Source organism: Paracoccus sp. PAMC 22219 (assembly GCF_000787695.1).
In the GTDB taxonomy this organism is placed as follows: Bacteria; Pseudomonadota; Alphaproteobacteria; order Rhodobacterales; family Rhodobacteraceae; genus Paracoccus.
The window spans coordinates 11803-36245 of record NZ_BBPH01000009.1; the positions used below are offsets into that span (position 1 = coordinate 11803).

Consider the following 24443-nt stretch of genomic DNA (forward strand, 5'->3'; position numbering starts at 1 on the left):
AATTGGAAACCATGGACAAGCCTTTGGAAACACTGATCGTGGACAGCATCCTGGACGCAATTGCCGATCAGCGGCTGCGTGCGGGGACCAAGCTGGGCGAACAGGCGCTGTCGGATATCTTTGACTGCAACCGCGCCCATGTGCGACGCGCGCTGTCGATGCTGACCGGGTGGCAGGTGGTGGACCATCTGCCCAACCGCGGCGCCTATGTCGCGACCCCGACGCCGCAGGACGCCCGCGACGTGTTCCAGGCGCGTCGCGCGATCGAGACGACGATCTGCCGCAATGCCGTCCGCCTGGCCGATGCGCAGGACCTGGCCGACCTGCAGGCTCATCTGGCGGCCGAGGATGCGGCCCGCGGGCAGGACAACCGCCCCGTCGCCATCCGCCTGTCGCGGGGGTTCCACATCCTGCTGGCGCGGATCGGCCGCAACCCGGTGCTGGCCCGCTATCTGGACGAGCTGACGATGCGGTCGTCGCTGATCATCGGGCTGTATGCGCAAGGCCACGCGACGCTGTGCGCCGAGGACGAACACGCGGGCATCGTCGCCGCCATCGCCGCGCGGGACGAGGGGCGGGCCCTGTCCCTGCTGGACACGCATCTGCGCCATATCGAGGCGGGAATCCGGTTCGACGACGCGCTGCCCGTGACGGGCGCGCTGTCGGCGGCATTGCGGGGACGCTAGCGGTCCAGACCGGTGCGGCGGGCGGCGATCCGCTCCAGCGCCTGAAACCCTTCGTGGATCAGCACGGCGATGATGCCGACGACCAGCCCGCCCTGCAGCACGAAGGCCGTGTTCGACGACAGCAGACCCGCGATGATCACCTCTCCCAGGGTGCGGGCGGCGACAGTGGACCCGATCGTGGCCGTGCCTAGGGAAATCACCGCCGTCAGCCGCATGCCCCCCAGGATCACCGGCAGCGCCAGGGGCAGGTCCACCTGCCACAGCCGCTGGCGGTGGGTCAGGCCCATGCCGCGCGCGGCCTCGGCCACGTTGGCGGGCTGGGTGGTCAGGCCGGCCAGGGTGTTTTCGAACACCGGCAGCAGGCCGTAGAGGAACAGCGCCACCAGCGTCGGCCCGGCACCGAACCCCATGATCGGCACGGCCAGCGCCAGCACCGCGACAGGCGGAAAGGTCTGGCCGACGCTGGTGATCGTGCGCGCCAAGGGTAGGAATTCACGCCCCGCCGGCCGCGTGACCAGCACCGCCAGCACCAGCGCCACGACGGTCGAGGCGACCACCGCCAGCGCCACCAGCGCTAGATGCGACAGGGTCAGCGACCACAGCGGGGTCTGGGCATAGATCGCGGGCGCGTTGTTGCGGGTGAAGGGCTGAAAGATCGCCGCAAAACTGTCCGGGCTGGCCAGAAATGCCACCAGAAAAGCCGCGGCCAAGGCCAGCAGGACGCGTCCGATCATTCCGCTGCCCGGGCCTGCGGCGCGGCTTGGGCGCGCAGGGCGGCCAAGGTGATGACGCCGCCCCCCTCGACCGGTACAGCGTCGCGGCCGCTCCACAGGCATTCGGCCAGCGCGTCGCGCAGGGTCGCGTCGCGGGGCAGGGCGGGGCCGTTCGCATGGCCCTCGGCGGCCAGCGCATAGGCCGGGGTCAGCGACAGCAGGTGAAAGGGCCGCTGGTCCAGCCCGATCAGGTCGCGCACGAAGGGCGTGGCGGGGGCGGTCAGGATCTCGGACGGGGGGGCGTATTGAACCAGGCGGCCCTTGTCCATGACGGCGATGCGGTCGCCCAGGGTGACGGCCTCCTCCATGTCGTGGGTGACCAAGATCAGCGTGGTGCCAAGACGGCGCTGGATGTCGCGCAGGTCGGCCTGCGCCTTGGCGCGGATCACCGGGTCCAGCGCGCCAAAGGGTTCGTCCATCAGCAGCAGGTCGGGTTTCGCCGCCAACGCGCGGGCCACGCCCACGCGCTGCTGCTGGCCGCCGGACAGCTCATGGGGCATGCGGTCGCGGAACTGGTCGGGCTCCATCTGGAACAGGGTCAACAGTTCGTCCACGCGGTCGCGGATCGCGGTCTGGTCCCAGCCCAGCAGGCGCGGGACGGTGGCGATGTTCTGGCCGACGGTGCGGTGCGGGAACAGGCCGTGGCCCTGGATCGCATAGCCGATGCGGCGGCGCAGCAGGTGGGGGGCGACGTCTCGCGTGTCCTGCCCATCGATCAGCACGCGCCCGCTGCTGGGTTCGACCAGCCGGTTGATCATGCGCAACAGCGTCGTCTTGCCCGACCCCGACGTGCCGACAAGGGCCGCGATCTGGCCGGGTTCGACCGTCAGGCTGACATCGTCGACCGCGGCGCGGCCGTCATAGATGCGGGTCAGGTTCTGGATGTCGATCATGCGGACCTCCGGCTGGAACGCACCAGCAGATCAAGGGCGATGCCGGCGGTCAGCGCCAGCGCGATGGTGGGCAGGGCGCCCAGCAGGACCAGATCCATCGCGGTCTGGTTCAGGCCCTGAAAGACGAAGGTGCCAAAGCCGCCGCCGCCGATCAGGCCCGCGATGACCGCCAGCCCGATGTTCTGGACCAGCACGATCCGCACCGCCGCCAGCAGCACCGGCAGCGCCAGCGGGATCAGCACCTGGGTCAGCAGCTGCGTCTGCGTCAGGCCCAGGCCGATCGCGGCCTCGCGCGTTGCGGGGTTCACGCCGGTCAGCCCGGTCAGGGTGTTCGACACGACCGGCAACAGCGAATACAGGAATAGCGCCACCAGCGCCGGGAACAGGCCGATGCCCGCCACCCCCGCCTGCGCCGCGCCGGGCACGTTGGCCGCGATCCAGCCAAAGACCGGGATCATCACGCCGAACAGCGCCAGCGACGGGACCGTCTGCAGGATGTTCAGCACCGACAGGACCGGCCCGCGCAGCGACCGCGCCTGATACAGCGCCACCCCAAGCGGCAGCCCGATCAGCAGCGCCAGCGCCAGCGACCCGAAGGCCAGCGTCAGATGCGCCCGCGCTTCGCGCAGAAAGATGTCCTGGCGTGCCGCGTATTCGCGCATGACGGACACCCCGTCCAGCGCGCCAGAACCCAACAGGGCACCGATCGCCGCCACGGTCCCCGCCAGAATCAGCCAGCGCAGCCACAGCGCCGGGTTCAGTCGTGCAAGCGCGTCAGCCAGCATCAGCGCGAAGGCCAGCGCCATCAGCCAGAACCCGACCGACGGCGCCACCCGCGCCAGCGTGTTGTCCGGCGGGGTCAGATGCCCTGCCGCGGCTCCTAGGGCCAACAGCACGGCCAACAGCGCCGCCGCAGCCGCGCCAAGGCGCAAGGCGGGCGGCCAGCGCAGGCAGCCGGCAACCAGCACCGCCCCCAGGACAAGGGTCACCATCAGGCCTTGGGGCACGGCGGCGGTCAGCGACGACCCCTCTCCCAGCACGATGCGGTTCGGTTTGAACTGCACCAGCGGCAGGGCCAACCCGGCCAGTCCGATCATTGCGAACAGCAGGCCGGGCCGGTCCAGCCGGGGGCGCATCAGTCCAGCAGACCCGCTTGGGTCAGGTGGTCGCGGGCGACGGTGGCGGCGGGTTCACCGCCGATCTGGATGCGGCCGTTCAGCTCCTGCAAGGTTTCCAGGTCCAGCGATTCGAAGATCGGCGCCAGGATGTCGCGGATCTCGGGATGGGCCTCCAGCACCTCGGCGCGGATGATGGGGGCGGGCTGATAGACGGGCTGCACGCCCTGATCATCGGCCATCACGACCAGACCGGCAGGCGCGATGCCGCCATCGGTGCCATAGACCATCGCCGCGTTCACGTCCGAGGTCTGCTGCGCCGCCGCCGCGATGGTCGCGGCCGTGTCTCCGCCCGACAGCTGGACCAACTGGTCGGGCGTCAGCGCAAAGCCATAGGTCTCCTGGAACGCCGGCAGCGCCGCGGCCGAGGTCACGAATTCGGTCGAGGCCGCCAGCTTGATCGCGCCACCGCCGGTGATCCATTCGCCCATCTGGGACATGGTTTCCAGCCCGTTCTCGGTCGCGACATCCTGACGCAGGGCGATGGCCCAGGTGTTGTTGGCGGGCGAAGGCTTCAGCCAGACGATCTCGTTCTGCTCCATGTCCAGCTCGGACACGCGGTCGAACCCTGCCTGCGCGTCCTTCCAGACCTCGCTGTCAGCCTCGTTGAAGAAGAACGCGCCGTTGGCGGTGTATTCCGGATAGATGTCGATCTGCCCCGAGGTGATCGCGTCGCGCATGATCGGCGTGCCGCCCAGCTGCAGGCGGTCCTGCACCGGCAGGCCCGCGTCCTGCAGCGCCAGCAGGATCATGTTGCCCAGAAGGCCGCCCTCGGTGTCGATCTTGGACGATACGGTGATGTCCTGCGCGCCGGCGGTGCCGGCGATGCCGATCAGCAGCGCGGCGATGGGGGTAAGGGCTTTCATGGGAATCTCCTGTCGCGCGGACGGCATTGTTGGGCTCGACAGTGCAAATGCCCGCGCGGCGATTTGGTTCCGGCGCGTTGCCGGATCAGCCGCGTGGCGACGATGCCGTCGCGGCGGAAACCCCACGATCGATGATCCGGTCGATCGGCTGCGCGACATCCAGCCACACCGCGCGTTCGGCCACCGGATCGGGGGGTTGCAGCGCGGCAAGCTGGCTGTCGATCAGGCTGACCGGCATGAAGTGGTCTCGGCGTGCCGCCATGCGCGCCGCGATCAGGGCGCGATCGCCGTGCAGGAACAGGATGTCCAGCGGCCCGGTGCCCGCGCGCAACCGGTCGCGATGGGCCCGCCCAAGCGCCGAACAGGCGATCACCGCACGCCGCGGCGCATGGGCCGCCGCCGCTGCCACCCGGTCCAGCCAGCCCCATCGCATGTCGTCGGTCAGGGCCATTCCCGCGGCCATCCGCGCCACGCTGGCCTGGTCGTGATACAGGTCAGCCTCGACAAGGCTGCCGCCAAGCCGGTCGGCCACGCCCTGCGCCACGGTCGACTTGCCGGTGCCGCAGATGCCCATGACCAGGATCGGTCGCATGGGTGGCCTCAGCCGCCGACGCTGCGCGCCGCGCTGGACCCGCCGAAACCGCCGCGCGATGCAGCCGTTGCGCGCGACATGGGGGCCTGACCCGCCGTCGCCGCAGGACGCGCAAAGTTCTGCGACGACATCGCGGCGCGTCCGGCGTTGCTGCCGAAGTTGGTGGTCCGGGCGGCATTGGTGAACCCGCCCTGGGCGTTGCGGTACATCGGCTGCGACGCGGCCATCCCGCCGCCCGCGCGGCCCAGCATGCTGCCGATCAGATAGCCGGCCAGCAGCGGCATGAAGATGCTGCCCGACCCGCCCTGCGACACCTGCTGATCCTCGGACCCGCAATTGCCGGCGCCGTGCTGTTCCTCGCAGACGGCCAGACTGTCATAGCGGGGGGCGGCCTCGACATGCAGGGCCTCGGCTTCGGCGAAGGCCTGGCTGCACTGGTCGGCGGTGACCAGCCCGCCACTGGTCGCCGCCGCCTGGCAGCTGGCCAGATCGGGGAAGGCCTGCGCCTCGACCTGTTCGTCCCGGCAGCCCGCGACGGTAAAGGCGGCAGCGCCAAGAATGGTCAGGGCGACGGTCCGTGAACGTGTCCTCATGGAAATCCTCCTTGGCGGGTCAGCCCGCGATGAAATGCGGCTTGAAGCGCGACAGGTCCTGGGTGATGCGGGCGCGATCCTCGCGGATGCCGATGCCCGCGCAGGCATCGCCCACGATCCAGGCACCGATCACCGGGCGGAACCCCTCGAATTCGGGCAGCGGGTGATAGGCCTGCACGATCCGCGCATGGCCGTCGTAATCGTGGTTCTCGGACGCCTCGGTAACCGCGCCGTTCTCGACGATGACCACGCCCGCGCCTTCGCGCGAAAAGATCGGCTTGACCACGTGGGCGGCGCGGAACTGGTCCGCGACGCGACCAAAGGCCTGGGCCACGGACGGGTCAGGCTGGCCGCCCTCGACCAGGGCCGGGGCCACGTCGTCGGCGAAGAACGCGGGCAGCAGGTTCGGGTGACCCTCGAACATCTCCCACAGGACGGGCAGCAGGCCCTTGTTCGACACGACGGCCTTCCAGGCGGGTTCCAGGAACATGCAGCCCGACCCCGCGATATGGCGGGCATAGTCGTCGGCCAGCAGATCCTCCCACGGATACAGCTTGAACAGCGTGCCGATCACGCGGTCCTCGGCGTCCAGGAACTGACCCTCCTTGCTGACGGCCAGCTTGTCCAGGTCGGTGTAATGCGCGCCCAACCCGGCCTCGCGCGCGGCCCAGGCCATCGATTCGACGGTGGCATAGTCTTCGGCATTGTTCGCGACGGCGGTGAAATGGATGTCTGTGTTCGGCGCGAACAATCCGCGGAACCGTTCGACCAGCGCCTCGTGGATGCCGTTGAACTGGTCGGCCCCTTCGGGCAGATGCCCCGCCGCCAGCTGATCCTCCAGCCACTGCCACTGGAACGCCGCTGATTCGTACAGCGAGGTCGGCGTGTCGGCGTTGTATTCCAGCAGCTTGGCCGGACCCGTGCCGTCATAGACCAGGTCCATGCGGCCATAGATCTCGGGCTCGGCCCGCGCCCAGCTGTCGGCGACCAGCGCGTGATGCGCCTGCGGGATGCCCAATCGCGTCATCAGCGCCGGGTCGGCCACGATGCGATCGACCGCCTGGCGCACCATCGCGTGCAGTTCAGTCGCGGGGCCTTCCAGGTCGTCCTCGATCTGGGCCAGCGTGAACTGATAGGCGGTGGTTTCGTCCCAGTAGGGCTCGCCATGCATATGGGCGAAGGTGAAACCGACATCGGCGGCCTTGGCGGCCAGGTCGGGGCGTTCGGGAAGGGTGATCTTGCGCATGCCCAAGATGTAGCCGCTGCGCGCCCCAAGGACCAGTGCCCCGGATGTCGCGCGGGTGAATTCCCCGGCATCGTGCATGCCGATCGCCGCGGGCGGCTGGTGGTCTGCAGATTGGAGGATACAGTGGTGAGCCCAACAGGATTCGAACCTGTGACCCACTGATTAAAAGTCAGTTGCTCTACCAACTGAGCTATGGGCCCATCACGAGGCGGTTCCTAGGGGGGGTGGCCGGTGGCGTCAAGCGGAAAAATCAACCCATCTGGCGGAATCGGTCCGTGCGGCCTATATCGCGGCCATGACGCATTCTCATTCGACCGGGCTGCCCTTTCTCAAGATGCACGGGCTGGGCAACGACTTTGTGGTACTGGATCTGCGCGGCGGGCTGGCCCGGCCTGACGCGGGCCTTGTCGCGCGCATCGCGGACCGGCACCGGGGCGTGGGCTTCGACCAGCTGGCCGGGGTCGAGGATTGCGATGACGCCGACGCGCGGCTGGTCTTCTGGAACGCCGACGGCTCGCTGTCGGCGCCTGCGGCAATGCCACGCGCTGCATCGCGCGCTGGCTGATGGACCAGACGGGGGCCGCGACGCTGCGCCTGCGTACCGATCACGGCGTCCTGTCGGCCGAGGATGCAGGGGCTGGGCTGACCCGCGTGAACATGGGGGCCCCGGTGCTGGACTGGCAGGCGATCCCGCTTGCGCGCGATGTCGACATCGACCATCTGCCGATCGCGGGCGATCCCGCGGCGACGGGGATGGGCAATCCGCACGTGACATTCTTCGTGCCCGACGCGGACGCGGTCGAACTGGATCGGTTCGGCCCGGAACACGAACATCACCCGCTGTATCCCCAACGCACCAATGTCGAGGTCGTGCAGGTCCTGTCGCGCGACGCGATCCGGCTGCGGATCTGGGAACGCGGGACAGGGCCGACGCTGGCATCCGGGTCGTGTTCCTGTGCGGCGGTGGTGGCCGCCGTGCGGCGCGGGCTGACGGATCGGCGGGTGACCGTGCATGTGCCGGGTGGGCAACTTCTGATCGACTGGCGCGAGGACGGCGTCTGGATGGAGGGTCCGACCGCCATCGTGTTCGAAGGGGTCCTGACGCCCGCGTGGCTGGCATGAGCGCGCCGATCTTCTCCACCCTGGGCTGTCGCCTGAACGCCTATGAGACCGAGGCCATGCGCGAGATGGCCGTGGCTGCGGGCCTGTCCGGCGCGGTCGTTGTGAACACCTGTGCCGTCACCGCCGAGGCCGTGCGCAAGGCCCGCCAGGAGATCCGCCGTCTGTCGCGCGAGAATCCGGGCGTGCCGGTCATCGTCACCGGCTGCGCCGCCCAGACCGAGCCCGAGACCTTTGCCGCCATGCCCGAGGTCACCAAGGTCATCGGCAATCACGAGAAGATGCAGCCCGCCACCTGGGCGACCTCGCGCGCCCCCGACCTGATCGGCGACACCGAAAAGGTCATCGTGGACGACATCATGTCGGTGCGGGAAACTGCAGGCCATCTGATCGACGGGTTCGGGCGGCACCGCGCCTATGTGCAGGTCCAGAACGGCTGCGATCACCGCTGCACCTTCTGCATCATCCCCTTCGGGCGCGGCAATTCGCGGTCCGTACCCGCAGGCGTGGTGATCGAGCAGATCAAGCGCCTGGTCGGGCGCGGCTTCAACGAGGTCGTGCTGACCGGGGTGGACCTGACCAGCTGGGGCGCCGATCTGCCGGGCACGCCGCGGCTTGGCGATCTGGTCATGCGCATCCTGCGGCTGGTGCCGGACCTGCCGCGTTTGCGCATCAGTTCGATCGATTCGATCGAGGCGGACGAGAACCTGATGCTGGCCATCGCGTCTGAGCCGCGCCTGATGCCGCATCTGCACCTGTCGCTGCAGGCGGGCGACGACATGATCCTGAAGCGGATGAAGCGCCGCCACCTGCGCGACGACGCCATCGCCTTTTGCGAGGAGGCGCGGCGGCTGCGTCCCGACATGGTGTTCGGCGCCGACATCATCGCCGGCTTCCCGACCGAGACCGAGGCGATGTTCGACAATTCGCTGAAGCTGGTTCAGGATTGCGGTCTGACCTTCCTGCATGTCTTTCCCTATTCGGCGCGCAAGGGCACGCCCGCCGCGCGCATGCCCGCCGTGGCAGGCCCGGCGATCCGCGACCGGGCCGCGCGTCTGCGGGCGGCGGGCGACGCGGCGCTGCGCACGCATCTGCAGGCGCAGGTCGGCCGCACGCACCGTGTCCTGACCGAAGGTCCACGCCTTGGCCGGACCGAGCAGTTCACCGAGGTGACCTTTGCCAGCGACCAGCCCGAAGGCGCGTTGATGACACTGACCGTCGCGGGTCATGATGGCCAGCGGCTGACGGTCTGAGCGGCGTCGCAGGGGGCGCTGCCCCCGCCCTTCGGGCTCCCCCGGGGTATTTGCGCAACAGAGAAATGGCGGGTTGTCGGGATGCGCGGGGGCTTCTAGCCTGTTCTTCCGGAGGAGATGAATGACCGTGATCCTGTATTCCCATGACAGCGCCCGCCGCCATGTGACGCCCGACGGCCACCCCGAGCAGGTGGCGCGATATGATGCCGTGATGGCGGCGCTGGAGGGCCTGCCGCTGGATCGGCGAGAGGCGCCCGTGGCCGACGATGCGAGGTGCTGCGGTGCCATCCGGCCGCCTATCTGCAGGGGCTGCGCGATGCGGTGCCGCAGACGGGCACGCGCCAGATCGATGCCGATACGCATCTGTCGCCGGGCAGCCTGGAGCCCGCGTTGCGTGCCGTGGGCGGGGCCTGCGCGGCGGTCGATGCGGTGTTGGCGGGCGAGGCGCGGTCGGCCTTTGTCGCCATGCGCCCGCCGGGGCACCATGCCGAGGCCGAGGTTTCCATGGGGTTCTGCCTGTTCGGCACCGTGGCGATCGCGGCGAAACGGGCACTGGATCATCACGGGCTGGAACGGGTCGCGGTGCTGGATTTCGACGTGCATCACGGCAACGGCACCCAAGCCCTGCTGTGGGACGAGGCGCGGGTGCTGTTCGTCAGCAGCCAGCAGTCGCCTTTGTGGCCCGGCACTGGCGCGGCGTCAGAACGGGGCGTGCATGGGCAGGTGGTGAACCTGCCGCTGTCGCCGGGATCGGACGGGGTGCTGGCGCTGTCGGAATGGCGCGGCGCGCTGGCGCAGGTGCGCGACCTTGCGCCGCAGCTGGTGCTGATCTCGGCCGGGTTCGACGCGCATCGCGACGATCCGCTGGCCCAGCTGGAGTGGGACGACGACGATTACGCCACCCTGACGCGCGAGATCCTGGACGCGGCGGGCGGGGCCCCGGTGGTATCCTGCCTGGAAGGCGGCTATGATCTGAACGCCTTGGGCCGCAGCGTGCGGGCCCATGTCGATGTGCTGCTGGAGGCCGACGCATGAGCGATATCAACACCCTCTCGTTCGAGGAGGCCATGCGCGAGCTGGAGGCCACGGTCGGCAAGCTGGAGACCGGAGAGGCGACGCTGGAGGAATCCATCGCGCTGTACGAACGCGGTGCCGCCTTGCGTGCCCATTGCGAGACCCGCCTGCGCGAGGCCGAGGAGCGCGTCGAGAAGATCACCCTGGCCGCCAACGGCCAGCCCGCCGGCACCACCCCCGTCGAGGGCCTGTGATGCAGGACCGCCTTGCGCGTGTCCGCACCGAGGTTCAGGCCGAGCTGGACCGCGCCATCGCGGCGCTGCCGCCCGGCGATCTGCGCGATGCGATGGCCTATGCGGTCCAGGGGGGCAAGCGCCTGCGGGCCTTTCTGGTGATGGAATCGGCACGCCTGCACGGGGTGTCCGACGATGCCGCCCTGCCGGTCGCGGCGGCGGTCGAGGCGCTGCATGCCTATAGCCTGGTCCATGACGACTTGCCCGCGATGGACGACGACGACCTGCGGCGCGGCCAGCCGACCGTGCATGTCAAGTGGACCGATGCGACCGCGATCCTGGCCGGCGACGCGTTGCAGACGCTGGCGTTTCAGCTGCTGACCGATCCGCGCATCGGCGCGGCTGATGCCCAGGTGCGGCTGGTGGCGGCGCTGGCGCAGGCCTCGGGGGCTGCGGGCATGGTCTGGGGGCAGGCGCTGGACATCGCGGCGGAAACGGCGGGCACGCCGCTGGACCTGGACGCCATCACCGAATTGCAGGGCGGCAAGACCGGCGCGCTGATCCGCTTTGCCGCGACCGCCGGACCGCTTATCGCGGGCGACGACCCCGTGGCGCTGGACCGTTATGCCGTGGCCCTGGGCCTGGCCTTCCAGATCGCGACGACATCCTGGACGTGACCGGTGACGAGGCCGTCACCGGCAAGCGCGTCGGCAAGGATGCCGGGGCCGGCAAGGCGACCTTTGTGTCGCTGATGGGCCTGGCCGGCGCCCAAGCCGAGGCGCGGCGACGTGTCGCCGTGGGCACCGATGCGCTGTCGCAATATGGTGATGCCGCCGGGAACTTGCACGATCTCGCGCGTTTCGTTATCGAGCGCGACACTTGACGCCCGCCCCGGAGGAGGGCCAGCCATGACCGATCGACCCAAGACGCCGATTCTGGACAGCGTTAGCCTGCCGTCGGATCTGAAGACCCTGACCGATGCGCAACTGCGCCAGCTTGCCGACGAGCTGCGGGCCGAGACGATCAGCGCCGTCAGCGTGACCGGCGGCCATCTGGGCGCGGGCCTGGGCGTGGTCGAGCTGACCGTCGCCCTGCATGCCGTGTTCGACACGCCGCGCGACAAGCTGATCTGGGACGTGGGCCACCAGTGCTATCCGCACAAGATCCTGACCGGGCGGCGCGACCGCATCCGCACGCTGCGCATGGGCGGGGGCCTTGCGGGGTTCACCAAGCGGACGGAAAGCCCCTATGACCCGTTCGGGGCGGGGCATTCGTCGACCTCGATCAGCGCGGCCCTGGGCTTTGCGATGGCGCGGGAACTGGGCGGCGATCCGGGCGATGCGATCGCGGTCATCGGCGACGGCGCTATGAGCGCGGGCATGGCCTATGAGGCGCTGAACAACGCGGGACACGAGGGCAAGCGCCTGTTCGTCATCCTGAACGACAACGAGATGTCCATCGCGCCCCCGGTCGGCGCCATGTCGTCCTATCTGACGCGTCTTTATGCGGGCGGTCCGTTCCAGGAATTGAAGGCCGCGGCCAAGGGTGCCGTGGGCCTGCTGCCCGACGCCCTGCAGGAGGGCGCGCGCCGCGCCAAGGAGATGCTCAAGGGCATGGCCGTCGGTGGCACCCTGTTCGAGGAGCTGGGCTTTTCGTATATCGGCCCGGTCGACGGGCACGACATGGAACTGCTGCTGCCGCTGCTGCGCACCGTGCGGGCGCGGGCTGACGGGCCGGTCCTGATCCACGTGGTGACCAAGAAGGGCAAGGGCTATGCCCCGGCCGAGGCCGCCGCGGACAAGGGTCATGCGACCGCCAAGTTCGACGTGATCACCGGCGTGCAGGCCAAGGCCAAATCGAACGCGCCCAGCTATACCGCCGTCTTTGCGCAGGCGCTGATCGATCAGGCCGGTCACGACGACCGCATCCTGGGGGTCACTGCCGCCATGCCGGACGGGACGGGCCTGAAACAGTTCGCGCAGCGGTTCCCGCGGCGCTGTTTCGACGTGGGCATCGCCGAACAGCATGCCGTGACCTTTGCCGCCGGTCTGGCCGCGGGGGGCATGAAGCCGTTCGTCGCGATCTATTCGACCTTCCTGCAGCGCGGCTATGATCAAATCGTGCATGACGTGGCGGTCCAGAACCTGCCAGTGCGGTTCGCGATCGACCGCGCCGGTCTGGTGGGCCAGGACGGACCGACCCATTCGGGCGCCTATGACACCGCGTTCCTGGCCAACCTGCCGGGATTTGTGGTGATGGCCGCCGCCGACGAGGCCGAGCTGGTCCACATGGTCGCCACGGCCGCCGCCCATGACAGCGGCCCCATCGCCTTCCGCTTTCCGCGCGGAGAGGGCACCGGGGTCGAGATGCCCGAGCGTGGCCAGATCCTGCCCATCGGCAAGGGGCGCATGATCGCCGAGGGCAAGGGCGTGGCCATTCTGTCCTTCGGCACCCGCCTGTCCGAGGTGATGACCGCCCGCGAGGCGCTGATGGCCCGCGGCATCACCCCGACCGTGGCCGATGCGCGCTTTGCCAAGCCGCTGGACCGCGATCTGATCCTGGCCTTGGCCCGCGATCACGAGGCGCTGATCACCATCGAGGAGGGCGCTGTCGGCGGTTTCGGCAGCCATGTCGCGCATCTGCTGGCCGAGGAGGGCGCCTTTGACCAAGGGTTGCGGTTCCGGTCGATGGTCTTGCCGGACGCGTTCGTCGACCATGACGCGCCGCGGGCGATGTATGACAGCAGCTGCCTGAACGCCCAGCATATCGAGGACAAGGTCCTGTCCGTGATGGGCGTCCAGTCACTGGCCGCGCGGCGCACCGACCGCGCCTGATACCTGTCGGCTGATCCCCCGTGGGGGTCAGCCGGGCGCATAGCTGCGCACCAGCGCGCCCGCGATCATCCCCCAGCCATCCACGACGACGAAGAACGCCAGCTTGAAGGGCAGCGACACCACCACCGGGGGCAGCATCATCATGCCCATCGACATCAGCACCGCCGCCACGACCAGATCGATGATCAGGAAGGGCAGGGCGATCAGGAACCCGATCTCGAACGCGCGCTGGATTTCGGAGAGCATGAAGGATGGGATCAGCACGGACAGGCGGTCGTCGGGTCCGGTGCCGGGGGCGATCTCGGCCAGGTTGGCCAAGGTGTCGGGGTCGGTGCGCGCGGCCATGAACCCCTCGAACGGCACGATGCCGCGCTGGAACGCCTCACTGATGTCGATCTGGCCCTGCTGCAGGGGCAGGCCCGCGACGGTCCATGCCTCGCGCAGGACCGGGTCCATGATGAACCAGGTCAGAAAGATCGCCAGACTGACGATCAGCATGTTCGGCGGCGACTGCTGCAGGCCAATAGACTGGCGCAGGATGGACAGGACCGTCACGATGAACGGGAATGCGGTCACCATGATCGCGATGCCCGGCGCCAGCGACAGCGCCGTCAGCACCAGGACCAGCATCACCGCATTGTCGCCCAGACCTGCGCCCAGGGCGCCGCCCAGATCCTGCGCCCACAGCGGCGTGGGCAGCAGGGCCGCGACCGCGACAAGGGCCGCGGCGCGGATCACGCCGCCCCCGTCGCGCCCAGGACGCGCACGCACAGCCGGTCCTCGGCCGAGCCGTCGCCGGTCAGCTCGCCCCGCGCGATGACCTTGTCGCCGACGCAGATCTCGACCCCGTCCTCGATCGCCTGGTCCAGGACCAGGATGTCGTCGGCGCGCAACGAGGACAGCTGCGAGACGGTCTGGCGCGTGCGGCCAAGGCGGATGGTCACCTCGACCTGAATGGTGTCGGTGTCGATCAGATGCTTCAGTGCGTCCATGTGCTGTCCTCCTGGGTGATTTCCGCGATCAGGGCGCGGATGTCGCCCGCGATGCTGTCGGGGGTAAAGTCGATGTGGCCGCCCTGCAGCGTCACGGTGATCAGGTCCTGCGGCACCGGCGCGATGTCGATGCCTTGCAGGCCTGCCTGGGTCAGGCAGCGCCGGACCATGTCGGCCAGCCGATCGCTGCACGCGATGCGCAGGCCGACGGGGTTTGCGCGCTGCGCCAGATGGGTCAGTTCCGTCTGCAGGGCCTCCTCCAGCCGGCGCGACGACAGCGGCGGCGCCATCAGGTCCAGGATCTGGTGCAGGATCGGGGTCAGGGCATCGACGGCCTCCTGGCGCAGCTGGCGGCGGCGGGTCTCGTCCGCCGCCAGGCCCGCGGCGACCTGTTCCAAGCTGGCGCCCAGGGCGCGCAGCTGGTCGTCCTGGGCCTGCGCGCTGGCCTGCGCCATGCCGTCGGCAAAGGCCTGGTCCAGGTCGGCCTGCGTATAGGTCACCTCGACCCCGCGCGCCGCGACAGCGTTCGAAAAGGATTCAAGTTTGAAGATCGCCAGGCTCAATTCACCTTCTCCTTGTTGTCGATCCAGCCGGACAGGATCTTGACGCTTTCGTCATGGCGGTCCTTCATCATCGCCTTGAGCCGGGCGACCGGGTCTGCGGGCGGCAGCGCCAGCTGGTCCAGGCCCGGAAAATCGATCGGCACGATCCGCGGGTTGTCCAGAGAGGGCTCGTCGTCGATCATGCCCGTCAGCCCGTCCATCATCGGCGGCATCGGCGGCAGGCTGTTGTCCAGCATCGGCGCCGGGGCGGGTGCGCGGTTGCGCATCATCGGGCGCAGCACCATCAGGATCACCGCCAGCGCGAAAAAGCCGATCAGCGCGATGCGGGCCAGATCGTTCAGCGCCAGCCGATCCAGGAAGCCCGGCGTGGCCAGGGTGCCGTTCTCGCCCAGGGTGGCGAAGGGCAGCGACTTGACGGTGATCTGGTCACCCCGCGCCTCGTCATAGCCAACAGCGGACGCGACCAGCTCGCGCAGCGTCTGCAGTTCGGCCTCCGACCGGGGGGTCAGGGCTGTCTCTCCGTCGGCACCGGCCTGCGGAACGCCGTTCACCAGGACCGCGACGGTCAGGCGGCGAGTCGATCCGGGCTGGCGCTGAACCTCGCGCGTGGTGCGGCTGACCTCGAAGTTGGACTGGGTGCGGTTTTCGGCGCGGCTGCTCTGGCTGGTGTCGCCCGGCTGTTCCTCGGCGTCGGGCAGGTTCGAGGCCGCGGTGACCGCCCCCGTCCCGGTGGAGTTGCTTTCGTCCGTCGTCTCCTCGGTCACGGTCGAGATCAGGGCGCGCGCCTCGGGGTCGTAGCGCTGTTCGGTCAGCAGCTCGGTCTCCGTCAGCAGGTCCAGGTTCAGCTCGACGATGGCATTGCCGACGCGACATGGGGTTCCAGGATGCGTTCGACGTTGCGCTTCATCTCGGCCGCGCGGTCGGCGCCGCTCTGGTCTTCGGTGGCGGCGATGATGCCGCGCTGCGAATCGATGACGGTGACGCGGTCGGGCTGCATGCCCGGCACGCCCGACGACACCAGGTATTTCAGCGCCGCGGCCTGTTCGCGCGTGATCGTGCCACCGCTGGTGGTCAGGGTGACGGACGCGCTGCCGTTCTGGTCGCGGCGGTATCCGCGACCATTCTCGATCGCCAGGTGGACGCGGGCGGTCTGGACATTGGGCAGGGCCAGGATGGTGCGTGCCAGCTCTCCCTCCTTCGCACGCCAATAGGCGGCGTCGAACATCTGCGATGTGGTGCCGAACCCCGACATTCCGTCCAGCAGCTCGTATCCGGTGCTGCCGGCGGCGGGCAGGCCTTCGGCGGCCAGGTCCATGCGCAGGCGGTCGCGCTGATCGGAGGCGACATAGATCGCATCGCCGCGCACCTCGTAGGGGACGCCGGCACGTTCGATGCCGGCGATCACCTCGCCGGCCTGGGCACTGTCCAGCCCGCCATAGATCAGGGCCATGCTGGGGCGGCTGGCCATCCAGCCGAACCCCGCGATCACCAGGAACGTCCCCAGAAAGGCCGCCCCCAGGATCATCCGCTGTCGAGAGCTTCGCTCGTTCCAGTAGTCCTGCAGTTTTTGCAAAACCGTTCCTTTCGAATCATCGCGTCATGGTCGTCTGACCCTGAAATGACATGGGCCACGTTAAGATTTGGTTAGTCGCGACCTGATATTTCGGTCTGGTCAGGACGGAGAATCACGATGACCGACATTGTTGCGGCGGCACCCGAAAAGCCGCGCGGAAAGAAGGGGTTGCTGATCCCGCTGGTGGCGACGCTTGTGCTGGGCGGGGCGGGATTCGCCTCCAGCTATCTGGGGTTCTGGTCGCCATCCGGCATGCTGTCGGGCCCCGCCGAGCCGGTCGAATCGACCGAGCACATGACCGTCGAGTTCATCGACATCCCCACGATCGAGATCGTCATCCCCGGCGGCCGCGCCCGCAGCCTGGTCCTGTCCGCCACGATCGAGACCGACACCACCCACAAGGCCGAGGTGACCCACCTGATGCCGCGGGTGTCGGACGCGTTCACGACCTTCCTCTCGGGCGTCGATCCGGCGGCCTATGACAAGCGCGGCGTCCTTGAGGTGATCCGCGCCGAACTGGTCACGCGCACCCGCTTCGTCCTGGGCGAGGAGCCGGTCAAGGACCTTCTGATCACGGAGTTTCGATTCAAATGACCCTGGAACAACTGATGCAGATCCTGTTGCTGGTGGCCTGTCTGGGGCTTGGCGTGTTCTGCGCCACCCTGGCGCGGCGGCTGCGGCGGATGAACAATCTGGAAAGCGGTCTGGGCGGCGCCATCGCGGTCATGGCCGCCGAGGTCGACCGGCTGGAACGCGCCATCCGGTCCGCCCGCGACGAGGCGACCGCCGCCAGCGAGCGCCTGGCCGAGGAGATCGAGACCGCGCGCCGCGAACGCGCCATCTGGGATTTGCGCCAGCGGATCGGCGCCGCCGCCTCCGAGGCGCCGCAGCCGATGCCCTCGGGTCGTCGCCTGCGCAAGCGCGAGGTGTCCCATGGCTAGGCATCTTCTGCCCGCGCTGACATTGCTGTTCGCGCTGCCGGCCGCCGCGATTATCTTGCAGGGCCAGGACCTGTCGCGGGTCTTTGCCGCCGTGGCCGCGCCCACCGACCTGCTGGACGGCTGCGGCGACGTCCCCGAGGCCGTGGCCCTGGCCGAGGAGTTGCGCGACCGGGCGCTGCGCATCGAACGCTACATGGAATCCATCGACGCCCGGAAGGCCGAGCTGACGCAGGCGGAAACCACGCTGCGCGAACGCCTGGCCGAACTGCGCGCCCAGAAGGGCAGCATCACCGCCCGCCAGGACGGCGCGACCCAGGCGGTGCGCACCGACATCGACCGTCTGATCGCGCTGTACGACCAGATGAAGCCCGCCGAGGCCGCCGCCATCCTGACCAACCTTCCCGCCGATTTCGCGGCCGAGATCCTGATGCGCGTCCAGCCCGAGGCCGGCGCCCGCATCATCGCCGCGGTCGAGCCCCGCCAGGCCGCCCTGCTGACCGCCCAGATGGGCGCGCGCAGCGTCCGCAACCCATAAGGAACCCCGCAATGTTCGGTTTCGTCGGAATCTTCCTTACCATCGTCATGGTCTTCGGCGGCTATCTTCTGGCCGGCGGCAAGATGGGCGTGATCCTGCATTCGCTGCCTTTCGAGATGATGATGATCATGGGCGCCGCGGTCGGCGCCTATCTGCTGGGCAACGACACCCATACGCTGAAGGCCACGTTGGGCGGACTGATCCGCGCGTTCAAGGGTCCGAAATGGAACGCCCAGGATCATCAGGACGTGCTGTGCCTGATGTTCCAGCTGCTCAAGATCGCCAAGGAGAACCCGGTGGCGCTGGAACAGCACATCGAAAATCCGGGCGAATCGCCGATCTTCACCGCCTATCCCAAGCTGGCGGCGGATCATCACGTCGTGTCGCTGATTGCCGACACGCTGCGCTCGGCCAGCCTGAATTATGACGATCCCTATCAGGTCGAGGACATGCTGTCCCGCCGCATCGCCGTCCTCAAGGAGGAGGAGATGCACGTCCCCCACGCGCTGCAGAACATGGCCGACGCGCTGCCCGCCCTAGGGATCGTGGCAGCGGTTCTGGGCGTGATCAAGACCATGTCCTCGATCGATCAGCCGCCCGCGGTGCTGGGCAAGATGATCGGCGGGGCGCTGGTCGGCACCTTCCTGGGGGTGTTCCTGTCCTATGGTTTCGTCGCGCCGCTGGCCAACCGGCTTGGCGCCGTCGTCAAGCAGGACCTGGGCTTTTACGAGGTCGTCAAGTCGGTCCTGGTCGCGGGCCTGCATCAGCACGCCACCACCCTGTGCGTCGAGGTCGGTCGCCAGACCGTCCCCGAACATGTGCGTCCCAGCTTCGACACGCTGGAAGGCGCCCTGAGAGAGCTGAAGAAGGCCGCGTGATGACCCGGATCGGCCCGCTGTTCCTGATCGCCTGCCTGACCGCCGGTCCGGTCGCCGCCGCCGGTCTGGACGGGTTCCGCCGCACCGCCGACGAATGGCTGCTGACCGGGCAGGGGCTGCCGCGCGACTATCGCGTGACACTGCTGCAGATGGACAGCGCCGATCGGCTGCAGGCGATCGCCTATCTTCGTCGCATCGGACTGCTGACAGAACGTCCCTGGTCGCTTGACGACCTTCTGCGCCCCGCGGCCACCAGAACGGAGCCCCGCGAATGACCCCCATCGCCGCCCTTCCGGGCAAGTCCACCAAGATCCTGGATGCGCCCCTGCTTGTCACGGGCGGCCTTGTGCTGGTCGTCATCTCTATGGTCATCCCGCTGCCGGCCAGCGTGCTGGATTTCGGCATCGCCATTTCCATCGCCACCGCCGTGATGGTGCTGGTCATGGCCTCGCTGGTCGAGAAACCGACCGACTTTCAGGCGTTCCCGGTCCTGCTGCTGGTCAGCCTGGTGATCCGGCTGTCGCTGAACGTGTCGTCGACCCGGCTGATCCTGACCGAAGGCCAGAACGGCAAGGAGGCCGCGGGTGCCGTCATCAACGGCTTTGCCGAGTTCGTGGCAGGGGGATCGATCCTGGTCGGGATCACGATCTTTGCGGTGATCTCGGTCGTGAACTTCATGGTCATCACCAAGGGCTCGGGCCGGATGGCCGAGGTCGCGGCCCGCTTTGCGCTGGATTCGCTGCCCGGCAAGCAGCTGGCCATCGACGGCGATCTGAACGCCGGCGCCATCGACCACCAGGAGGCGAAACGCCGCCGCATCCAGGAACAGCGCGAGATCAGCTTTTTCGGCTCGCTGGACGGTGCGTCGAAATTCGTCAAGGGCGATGCGGTGGCGGGGATCGTCATCACGCTGATCAACCTGTGCATCGGTCTGGTCGTCGGGATCACGATCCACGGAATGCCCCTGGGCGAGGCGGCCGCGACGTATTCCCACCTGACGGTCGGCGACGGGCTGGTCAGCCAGATCCCGGCGCTGATCACCTCGATGGCGGCGGCGCTGCTGCTGTCGCGGGGGGGCGCCACGGAAACCACCGCGGGCCTGATGTCGAACGAGTTCGTGCGCAGCTGGCAGCCGGCGGCGATGGTCGCGGCGGCGATGGTGGTGATCTCGCTGGTGCCGGGGATGCCGAAACCGCTGTTTCTAGGCATAGCGGCGGGCATGGCCTACATGGCCTGGCGCATCGCGCAGAAACAGCGCATCGCGGCCGAGACGCTGCCCGACCTGCCCTTGGGCGACAGCGGCATCAAGCCCGCCGCCCGTATCGGCGACGTGCTGGACACCGACGACATCAGCGTCGAGATCGGGTCGGACCTGATAGTGACTGCGCTGGACCAAGCGCGGGGCCTGGGCAGCCGCATCAGCAACCTGCGCATCCACATCGCCCGCAGCTTTGGCCTGATCCTGCCGGACGTGCGCATCACCGACACCGATGACCTGCCGCCCGGCGACTATCAGATCCGCATTCACGGTGTCATCCGCGGCCGCGGAACCCTGCGCCCGGCCGAGATCCTGGCGCTTGGTCCCGATGCGGTGCTGGCCGACCTGCGCGGCGTGGCCGTCCGCGAGCCGGTCTATTCCAGCCCCGCCCGCTGGATCCATCCGGCGGACCAGGAGGACGCGGCCACCATGGGCGCCACCGTCGTCACCCCGATGGAGGTCCTGTCCACGCACCTGATGGAGGTGGTCAAGGCGAACCTGCCCGCACTGCTGACCCTGGGCGCGATGCAGCGTCAGATCGAGGAGCTGAAGACCCTGTCCGATACCGGCCGCGCCGAACGCTATCGCAAGTATTTCGACGCGATGATGCCGGACAAGGTGACCCCCGAAACTCTGCTGGCAATTCTGCGCGCCCTGCTGGAGGAGCGGATCTCGATCCGCAACCTGCCGCTGATCGTGGATGCCATCTGCGAATTCCGCAGCGTGGAATCGGCCGAGACGATCTATGAGCTGGTGCGCAAGCGTCTGCGTGGCCAGATCACCCAGCAATACTCCGACGAGGCCGGGCGCATCGCCGCCCTGCAGCTGCATCCCGCATGGGAGGCCGAGTTCGTGCGCGCCGATGCCGAAACCGGCCGCGCCGGTGGCGGGGCCATGACCCCCGCCATGTCCAAGAAGCTGGTCGAGGCCGTGCGCCGCGCCCTGTCCCTGGCCGAACCGGTCGCGCGCACCGTGCTGGTCGCACCCGACCACCGTCGTCGCATGGTGCGTGCAGTGCTGGGCGCAAACGGCATGGCCGTCCCGGTCCTCGGCCTGGAGGAGATCGACCCCGCCGCGGAACTGCGCCTGCTGGGCACGGTCGAGGCCGCGTGATGTGGGACCAGCTGCAGGCCATCGTCCCGGGGTTGGACTGGGCGCTGGTGCTGGTCTATGTCCGCGTTCAGGCCTGCGTGGTGGCCCTGCCGGGCTTGGGCGAACGCGTGATCTCGGCCCGGGTCAAGGTCGCCATCGCGCTGGCGCTGGCGCCGCTGCTGTCGGGCATCGCGCCCGGCCCGCAGATGCCCGCGCAGCCCTTGGGCATGATCGCCCAGATCGGGGTAGAGATGGTGCTGGGCTTTGCCACGGGCATCATGCTGCGGCTGCTGACCATCGCCATCGACATCGCCACCACGGCCATCGCCGCGACCGCCTCGCTGTCCCAGATCATGGGCATCCAGAACGAGATGTCGCCCCATCCGATCGGCAACATGCTGCACCTGGCCGGCATGGCGGTCCTGATGGCGATGGGCCTGCCGATCATGATCGTCGAGCTGATCGCCGACAGCCTGCGCCTGTGGCCGCCCGCCGACCTGCCCCAGGTCGAGGGGCTGGTGATGGCCATCGTGCGGATGGTCGCCGACAGCTTCTGGCTGGCGATGATGCTGGCAGCCCCCTTCACCCTGGGCGGGTTCCTGTACCAGGCGCTCTCCGGGGTCATCAACCGGGTGATGCCGGCCCTGCCGGTGGTGTTCATCGGTGCGCCCGCGTCCATCCTGCTGGCGCTGATGGGGCTGGTGATCCTGGCGCCGCTGCTGGTCGGCATCTGGGCCAATGCGGTCCTGGGCTTCATGCTGCCGGCATTGCCATGAGGGACCGCGGATGAGCGAGGATACCGACGACAAGCAGTTCGAGGCCACCGACCAGAAGCTGCAGCGCGCACGTGAAAAGGGCGACATTCCCCGGTCCACCGAACTGAACGTGACGATGATGTATCTGGGCGCGTTCCTGGCCTTTGCGGTCATGGCCGGGTTCGCGGTGCGCCAATGGCTGGCCATGGCCACGCGGGCCTTGGGTGCCGAAGGCTGGGCGGACAGCGGCCCCGCCCCGATCGCGCGCGGGCTGGCCGCCTATGCGGCGACGGCCACGATCGGTCTAGCCGCGCTGGTGATGGGGGCGATCCTGCTGGGCCTGATCGCCACGCGCGCGCTGATCTTTTCGCCGCAGAAGCTGGCCTTCGACATCAAGCGCATCAACCCGGTCAAGAACGCGGCGCAGAAATTCGGCAAGGACGGTTTGGTGACCTTTGCGTTTTCCCTGGGCAAGGCCGGGCTGGTCTGCGTGGGGGGCTGGTTCCTGTTCGTGTCGCTGCTGGACCGGATCGCGGCCTCGGCGATGGCGGACGGGCAGTGGGTGGCGGCGCTTGGCACGATCCTGGGGCAGGTGTTGATGCTGGGGCTGGTCGTCTCGATCATCTTCACGGTGCCGGACATGCTTTGGAAATGGTTCGACCACCGCCGCAAGAACCGCATGAGCCGGCAGGAGATGCAGGACGAGTTCAAGGATTCCGAAGGCGATCCGCACATGAAGGGCGCCCGCCGTCAGCGCGCCGTCGACATCGCGATGAAGCAGATGCTGGCCGACGTGCCTACCGCCGACGTGATCATCGTGAACCCGACCCATTACGCCGTCGCGCTGAAATGGTCGCGCGGGTCCGGCCGCGCCCCCGTCTGCGTGGCCAAGGGCACCGACGAGGTCGCCGCCCGCATCCGCGCCAAGGCGACCGAGGCGGGTGTGCCGATCTGGTCCGACCCGCCCTGCGCCCGCGCCATCCACGCGCAGGTCAAGGTCGGAGAAGAGATCGACCGCGCGCATTTCGCCGCCGTCGCCGCCGCGATCCGCTTTGCCGAAAAGATGCGACAGAAGGCCCGTGCCGGATGGTAGACAAGATCAAGCAGTTGCAGCAGTTGGAACGCATCGCGCGGCTGAAGGCCGAACGACAGCTCAAGACCTTCGCGGCGTTCAACGCCCATATGACGGTCGCGCGTCAGCGCATCGATTCGCTGCAGGCAGCGCTGGCGCAAAGCTATGACAGCACCGCCCCCCTGACCCTGCCAGAGGCGCGCATCGCCAATGCCCAGGCCGGGCGGGCCGCGCGCGAGTTGCGCCATGCCGACCAGGAGCTGCAGCGGATGCTGCCCCGGTTCCAGATCGCCCGCCAACAGGCGGCCCGCGAATTCGGCCGGGCCGAGGCGCTGCTGAACCTGGGCCAGGACGAGGCGGAACGCCGCCGCAAGGAGAAATACTGACCCCCCCGGCGGCATTGGACAGGCTGCGACCGGGATGCTAGGCACGGTGCCAAGCCACGGGGAAAAGCCATGCTGCACAGCGATCCGAACACCGACAGCCACCGCAAGATCTGGACCGCCGAGGGCGCGCGCGCGGTCTTCGACCTGCCGCTGATGGATCTGCTGTTTCAGGCGCAGACCGTGCATCGCCAGCATTTCGACCCCAACCGCGTGCAGCTGAGCCGCCTTCTGTCGATCAAGACCGGCGGCTGCCCCGAGGATTGCAGCTATTGCAGCCAGTCGGCCCGCCACGATTCCGGCCTGTCGGCGTCCAAGCTGATGGAGGTCGAGCGCGTGCTGGCCGAGGCGCGCCGGGCGCGGGACGCCGGTGCCACGCGCTATTGCATGGGTGCCGCCTGGCGCAGCCCCAAGGCACGCGACATGCCCCAGATCGTCGCCATGGTCGAGGGGGTCAAGGCCCTGGGGATGGAGACCTGCATGACCCTGGGCATGCTGGATGCGGACCAGTCGCGTCAGCTGGCCGATGCCGGGCTGGACTATTACAACCACAACATCGACACCTCCGAGGCGCATTACGGCAACGTCATCACCACCCGCAGCTTTGCCGACAGGCTGGATACGCTGGACACCGTCCGGCAGGCCGGGATCAAGGTCTGTTCCGGCGGCATCCTGGGCCTGGGCGAGGGGCCGCAGGACCGCGTCGACATGCTGGTGACGCTGGCCAATCTGCCCGTCGCGCCCGAAAGCGTGCCGATCAACATGCTGATCCCGGTCGAGGGCACGCCACTGGCCGATGCCGCCCCTGTGGACCCCATCGATTTCGTGCGCATGATCGCCACTGCGCGGATCATGATGCCGCGCAGCCATGTCCGCCTGTCCGCCGGCCGCACCGCGATGTCGGACGAGATGCAGGCGATGTGCTTTTTCGCAGGCGCCAATTCGATCTTCGTGGGCGACACGCTGCTGACCAAGGACAACCCCGAGGAAGAGAGCGACATGCGCCTGTTTGCCAAGCTGGGCCTGCAGCCGATGCAGGCGCATGAACATCACCCCGACGCGGCGCGGCGCGCCGCGTTGCTGGCCGCCGATCCCGCCATTCCGATCCTGCGCTAGGGTCGGGG

26 protein-coding genes, 1 tRNA gene and 3 pseudogenes are annotated in these 24443 nt (G+C 68.6%); 17 read left to right on the plus strand and 13 right to left on the minus strand.

The window, feature by feature from the left end; all coding sequences use genetic code 11:
- The first annotated feature begins 11 nt into the window (after positions 1-11).
- Positions 12-686, plus strand: a complete 675-nt coding sequence (locus tag TY51_RS01975; RefSeq protein ID WP_042245328.1) for a GntR family transcriptional regulator — start codon at positions 12-14, stop codon at positions 684-686.
- Here the strand turns inward: TY51_RS01975 and TY51_RS01980 are convergent.
- The 8 genes from TY51_RS01980 to TY51_RS02015 all read right to left on the minus strand — a co-directional run bounded on the left by TY51_RS01980 (position 683) and on the right by TY51_RS02015 (position 7024).
- Complete coding sequence (locus tag TY51_RS01980; RefSeq protein WP_042245186.1) at positions 683-1420, minus strand: ABC transporter permease; 738 nt, start codon at positions 1418-1420, stop codon at positions 683-685. The two genes, TY51_RS01975 and TY51_RS01980, sit on opposite strands and share 4 nt — an antisense overlap.
- Positions 1417-2352 (minus strand): ABC transporter ATP-binding protein, encoded by a 936-nt coding sequence (locus TY51_RS01985; RefSeq protein WP_042245189.1) that lies wholly within the window; start codon positions 2350-2352, stop codon positions 1417-1419. Before TY51_RS01985 ends, TY51_RS01980 begins: the two co-directional genes overlap by 4 nt.
- Positions 2349-3488 (minus strand): ABC transporter permease, encoded by a 1140-nt coding sequence (locus TY51_RS01990; protein WP_042245191.1) that lies wholly within the window; start codon positions 3486-3488, stop codon positions 2349-2351. The genes TY51_RS01985 and TY51_RS01990 overlap by 4 nt, the downstream gene beginning before the upstream one ends.
- The gene (locus tag TY51_RS01995; RefSeq protein ID WP_042245194.1) at positions 3488-4393 is read right to left on the minus strand and encodes an ABC transporter substrate-binding protein; all 906 of its coding nucleotides are present in this window, start codon (positions 4391-4393) and stop codon (positions 3488-3490) included. The genes TY51_RS01990 and TY51_RS01995 overlap by 1 nt, the downstream gene beginning before the upstream one ends.
- Positions 4394-4478: 85 nt before the next feature.
- Positions 4479-4985 carry a gluconokinase gene (locus TY51_RS02000; RefSeq protein ID WP_042245197.1) on the minus strand — a complete coding sequence of 169 codons (507 nt, stop codon included), beginning with the start codon at positions 4983-4985 and terminating at the stop codon, positions 4479-4481.
- 8 nt (positions 4986-4993) lie between these two features.
- On the minus strand, positions 4994-5578 hold the full coding sequence (locus TY51_RS02005) for a DUF1190 domain-containing protein (protein WP_042245200.1): 585 nt from the start codon (positions 5576-5578) through the stop codon (positions 4994-4996).
- A 19-nt stretch (positions 5579-5597) separates the two neighbouring features.
- Positions 5598-6824 (minus strand): glutathionylspermidine synthase family protein, encoded by a 1227-nt coding sequence (locus tag TY51_RS02010; RefSeq protein ID WP_042245331.1) that lies wholly within the window; start codon positions 6822-6824, stop codon positions 5598-5600.
- A 124-nt stretch (positions 6825-6948) separates the two neighbouring features.
- A tRNA-Lys gene (locus TY51_RS02015) sits at positions 6949-7024 on the minus strand.
- Between the two features lie 95 nt (positions 7025-7119).
- On the opposite strand from TY51_RS02015, the pseudogene dapF reads away from it, so the two are divergent.
- The 6 genes and pseudogenes from dapF (at position 7120) to dxs (ending at position 13277) form a co-directional block, all read left to right on the plus strand.
- A pseudogene (dapF, locus tag TY51_RS02020) lies at positions 7120-7946 on the plus strand (diaminopimelate epimerase).
- Positions 7943-9196: a tRNA (N(6)-L-threonylcarbamoyladenosine(37)-C(2))-methylthiotransferase MtaB gene (mtaB, locus tag TY51_RS02025; RefSeq protein WP_042245203.1), complete on the plus strand. Its 1254-nt coding sequence runs from the start codon at positions 7943-7945 to the stop codon at positions 9194-9196. Before dapF ends, mtaB begins: the two are co-directional and overlap by 4 nt.
- A gap of 121 nt (positions 9197-9317) precedes the next feature.
- Positions 9318-10231, plus strand: a pseudogene (locus TY51_RS02030) (histone deacetylase family protein).
- Positions 10228-10464, plus strand: a complete 237-nt coding sequence (locus TY51_RS02035) for an exodeoxyribonuclease VII small subunit (protein ID WP_042245205.1) — start codon at positions 10228-10230, stop codon at positions 10462-10464. Before TY51_RS02030 ends, TY51_RS02035 begins: the two are co-directional and overlap by 4 nt.
- Positions 10464-11326 (plus strand): annotated as a pseudogene (locus tag TY51_RS02040) (polyprenyl synthetase family protein). The gene TY51_RS02035 and the pseudogene TY51_RS02040 overlap by 1 nt, the downstream one beginning before the upstream one ends.
- A gap of 25 nt (positions 11327-11351) precedes the next feature.
- Positions 11352-13277 carry a 1-deoxy-D-xylulose-5-phosphate synthase gene (gene dxs, locus TY51_RS02045; RefSeq protein WP_042245208.1) on the plus strand — a complete coding sequence of 642 codons (1926 nt, stop codon included), beginning with the start codon at positions 11352-11354 and terminating at the stop codon, positions 13275-13277.
- Between the two features lie 27 nt (positions 13278-13304).
- On the opposite strand, the gene fliP is transcribed toward dxs, so the two are convergent.
- The 5 genes from fliP to TY51_RS23035 are packed head-to-tail and all read right to left on the minus strand — an operon-like array spanning position 13305 to position 16405.
- Positions 13305-14015 carry a flagellar type III secretion system pore protein FliP gene (gene fliP, locus TY51_RS02050; RefSeq protein ID WP_373960250.1) on the minus strand — a complete coding sequence of 237 codons (711 nt, stop codon included), beginning with the start codon at positions 14013-14015 and terminating at the stop codon, positions 13305-13307.
- On the minus strand, positions 14012-14269 hold the full coding sequence (locus TY51_RS02055; protein WP_042245210.1) for a FliM/FliN family flagellar motor C-terminal domain-containing protein: 258 nt from the start codon (positions 14267-14269) through the stop codon (positions 14012-14014). The genes fliP and TY51_RS02055 overlap by 4 nt, the downstream gene beginning before the upstream one ends.
- Positions 14257-14832 (minus strand): hypothetical protein, encoded by a 576-nt coding sequence (locus TY51_RS02060; protein WP_042245212.1) that lies wholly within the window; start codon positions 14830-14832, stop codon positions 14257-14259. The genes TY51_RS02055 and TY51_RS02060 overlap by 13 nt, the downstream gene beginning before the upstream one ends.
- On the minus strand, positions 14829-15686 hold the full coding sequence (locus TY51_RS23030) for a flagellar M-ring protein FliF C-terminal domain-containing protein (protein WP_231558865.1): 858 nt from the start codon (positions 15684-15686) through the stop codon (positions 14829-14831). Before TY51_RS23030 ends, TY51_RS02060 begins: the two co-directional genes overlap by 4 nt.
- Complete coding sequence (locus tag TY51_RS23035; RefSeq protein WP_231558858.1) at positions 15674-16405, minus strand: hypothetical protein; 732 nt, start codon at positions 16403-16405, stop codon at positions 15674-15676. The genes TY51_RS23030 and TY51_RS23035 overlap by 13 nt, the downstream gene beginning before the upstream one ends.
- A 117-nt stretch (positions 16406-16522) precedes the next feature.
- Here TY51_RS23035 and fliL point away from each other — a divergent pair, with 117 nt between their 5' ends.
- The 10 genes from fliL (at position 16523) to bioB (ending at position 24435) form a co-directional block, all read left to right on the plus strand.
- Complete coding sequence (gene fliL, locus TY51_RS02070; protein ID WP_042245215.1) at positions 16523-16999, plus strand: flagellar basal body-associated protein FliL; 477 nt, start codon at positions 16523-16525, stop codon at positions 16997-16999.
- Complete coding sequence (locus tag TY51_RS02075) at positions 16996-17346, plus strand: hypothetical protein (protein ID WP_042245217.1); 351 nt, start codon at positions 16996-16998, stop codon at positions 17344-17346. Before fliL ends, TY51_RS02075 begins: the two co-directional genes overlap by 4 nt.
- Entirely contained in the window at positions 17339-17881 is a 543-nt protein-coding gene (locus TY51_RS02080) for a MotE family protein (protein WP_052649664.1), read from the plus strand. The genes TY51_RS02075 and TY51_RS02080 overlap by 8 nt, the downstream gene beginning before the upstream one ends.
- Before the next feature lie 11 nt (positions 17882-17892).
- A complete protein-coding gene (motA, locus tag TY51_RS02085; RefSeq protein ID WP_042245220.1) occupies positions 17893-18759 on the plus strand; it encodes a flagellar motor stator protein MotA in 867 nt (288 codons plus the stop codon).
- Entirely contained in the window at positions 18759-19034 is a 276-nt protein-coding gene (locus TY51_RS02090) for a hypothetical protein (protein ID WP_052649666.1), read from the plus strand. Before motA ends, TY51_RS02090 begins: the two co-directional genes overlap by 1 nt.
- Entirely contained in the window at positions 19031-21130 is a 2100-nt protein-coding gene (locus TY51_RS02095) for a flagellar biosynthesis protein FlhA (RefSeq protein ID WP_042245223.1), read from the plus strand. The genes TY51_RS02090 and TY51_RS02095 overlap by 4 nt, the downstream gene beginning before the upstream one ends.
- Positions 21130-21885 carry a flagellar biosynthetic protein FliR gene (locus tag TY51_RS02100; protein WP_042245226.1) on the plus strand — a complete coding sequence of 252 codons (756 nt, stop codon included), beginning with the start codon at positions 21130-21132 and terminating at the stop codon, positions 21883-21885. Before TY51_RS02095 ends, TY51_RS02100 begins: the two co-directional genes overlap by 1 nt.
- A 10-nt stretch (positions 21886-21895) precedes the next feature.
- Entirely contained in the window at positions 21896-22957 is a 1062-nt protein-coding gene (gene flhB, locus TY51_RS02105) for a flagellar type III secretion system protein FlhB (protein ID WP_042245229.1), read from the plus strand.
- Positions 22951-23322, plus strand: coding sequence for a hypothetical protein (locus TY51_RS02110; protein ID WP_042245231.1), 372 nt, complete (start codon positions 22951-22953; stop codon positions 23320-23322). Before flhB ends, TY51_RS02110 begins: the two co-directional genes overlap by 7 nt.
- Before the next feature lie 69 nt (positions 23323-23391).
- Positions 23392-24435: a biotin synthase BioB gene (gene bioB, locus TY51_RS02115; RefSeq protein WP_042245234.1), complete on the plus strand. Its 1044-nt coding sequence runs from the start codon at positions 23392-23394 to the stop codon at positions 24433-24435.
- The last annotated feature ends 8 nt before the right edge of the window (positions 24436-24443 follow it).

What these genes read in the sequence shown, in the direction of transcription:
- TY51_RS01975 (WP_042245328.1), top strand. Translation starts at nt 12, where the DNA reads ATGGACAAGCCTTTGGAAACACTGATCGTGGACAGCATCCTGGACGCA.
- TY51_RS01980 (WP_042245186.1), bottom strand. Translation starts at nt 1,420, where the DNA reads ATGATCGGACGCGTCCTGCTGGCCTTGGCCGCGGCTTTTCTGGTGGCA.
- TY51_RS01985 (WP_042245189.1), bottom strand. Translation starts at nt 2,352, where the DNA reads ATGATCGACATCCAGAACCTGACCCGCATCTATGACGGCCGCGCCGCG.
- TY51_RS01990 (WP_042245191.1), bottom strand. Translation starts at nt 3,488, where the DNA reads ATGCGCCCCCGGCTGGACCGGCCCGGCCTGCTGTTCGCAATGATCGGA.
- TY51_RS01995 (WP_042245194.1), bottom strand. Translation starts at nt 4,393, where the DNA reads ATGAAAGCCCTTACCCCCATCGCCGCGCTGCTGATCGGCATCGCCGGC.
- TY51_RS02000 (WP_042245197.1), bottom strand. Translation starts at nt 4,985, where the DNA reads ATGCGACCGATCCTGGTCATGGGCATCTGCGGCACCGGCAAGTCGACC.
- TY51_RS02005 (WP_042245200.1), bottom strand. Translation starts at nt 5,578, where the DNA reads ATGAGGACACGTTCACGGACCGTCGCCCTGACCATTCTTGGCGCTGCC.
- TY51_RS02010 (WP_042245331.1), bottom strand. Translation starts at nt 6,824, where the DNA reads ATGCGCAAGATCACCCTTCCCGAACGCCCCGACCTGGCCGCCAAGGCC.
- mtaB (WP_042245203.1), top strand. Translation starts at nt 7,943, where the DNA reads ATGAGCGCGCCGATCTTCTCCACCCTGGGCTGTCGCCTGAACGCCTAT.
- TY51_RS02035 (WP_042245205.1), top strand. Translation starts at nt 10,228, where the DNA reads ATGAGCGATATCAACACCCTCTCGTTCGAGGAGGCCATGCGCGAGCTG.
- dxs (WP_042245208.1), top strand. Translation starts at nt 11,352, where the DNA reads ATGACCGATCGACCCAAGACGCCGATTCTGGACAGCGTTAGCCTGCCG.
- TY51_RS02055 (WP_042245210.1), bottom strand. Translation starts at nt 14,269, where the DNA reads ATGGACGCACTGAAGCATCTGATCGACACCGACACCATTCAGGTCGAG.
- fliL (WP_042245215.1), top strand. Translation starts at nt 16,523, where the DNA reads ATGACCGACATTGTTGCGGCGGCACCCGAAAAGCCGCGCGGAAAGAAG.
- TY51_RS02075 (WP_042245217.1), top strand. Translation starts at nt 16,996, where the DNA reads ATGACCCTGGAACAACTGATGCAGATCCTGTTGCTGGTGGCCTGTCTG.
- TY51_RS02080 (WP_052649664.1), top strand. Translation starts at nt 17,339, where the DNA reads ATGGCTAGGCATCTTCTGCCCGCGCTGACATTGCTGTTCGCGCTGCCG.
- motA (WP_042245220.1), top strand. Translation starts at nt 17,893, where the DNA reads ATGTTCGGTTTCGTCGGAATCTTCCTTACCATCGTCATGGTCTTCGGC.
- TY51_RS02090 (WP_052649666.1), top strand. Translation starts at nt 18,759, where the DNA reads ATGACCCGGATCGGCCCGCTGTTCCTGATCGCCTGCCTGACCGCCGGT.
- TY51_RS02095 (WP_042245223.1), top strand. Translation starts at nt 19,031, where the DNA reads ATGACCCCCATCGCCGCCCTTCCGGGCAAGTCCACCAAGATCCTGGAT.
- TY51_RS02100 (WP_042245226.1), top strand. Translation starts at nt 21,130, where the DNA reads ATGTGGGACCAGCTGCAGGCCATCGTCCCGGGGTTGGACTGGGCGCTG.
- flhB (WP_042245229.1), top strand. Translation starts at nt 21,896, where the DNA reads ATGAGCGAGGATACCGACGACAAGCAGTTCGAGGCCACCGACCAGAAG.
- TY51_RS02110 (WP_042245231.1), top strand. Translation starts at nt 22,951, where the DNA reads ATGGTAGACAAGATCAAGCAGTTGCAGCAGTTGGAACGCATCGCGCGG.
- bioB (WP_042245234.1), top strand. Translation starts at nt 23,392, where the DNA reads ATGCTGCACAGCGATCCGAACACCGACAGCCACCGCAAGATCTGGACC.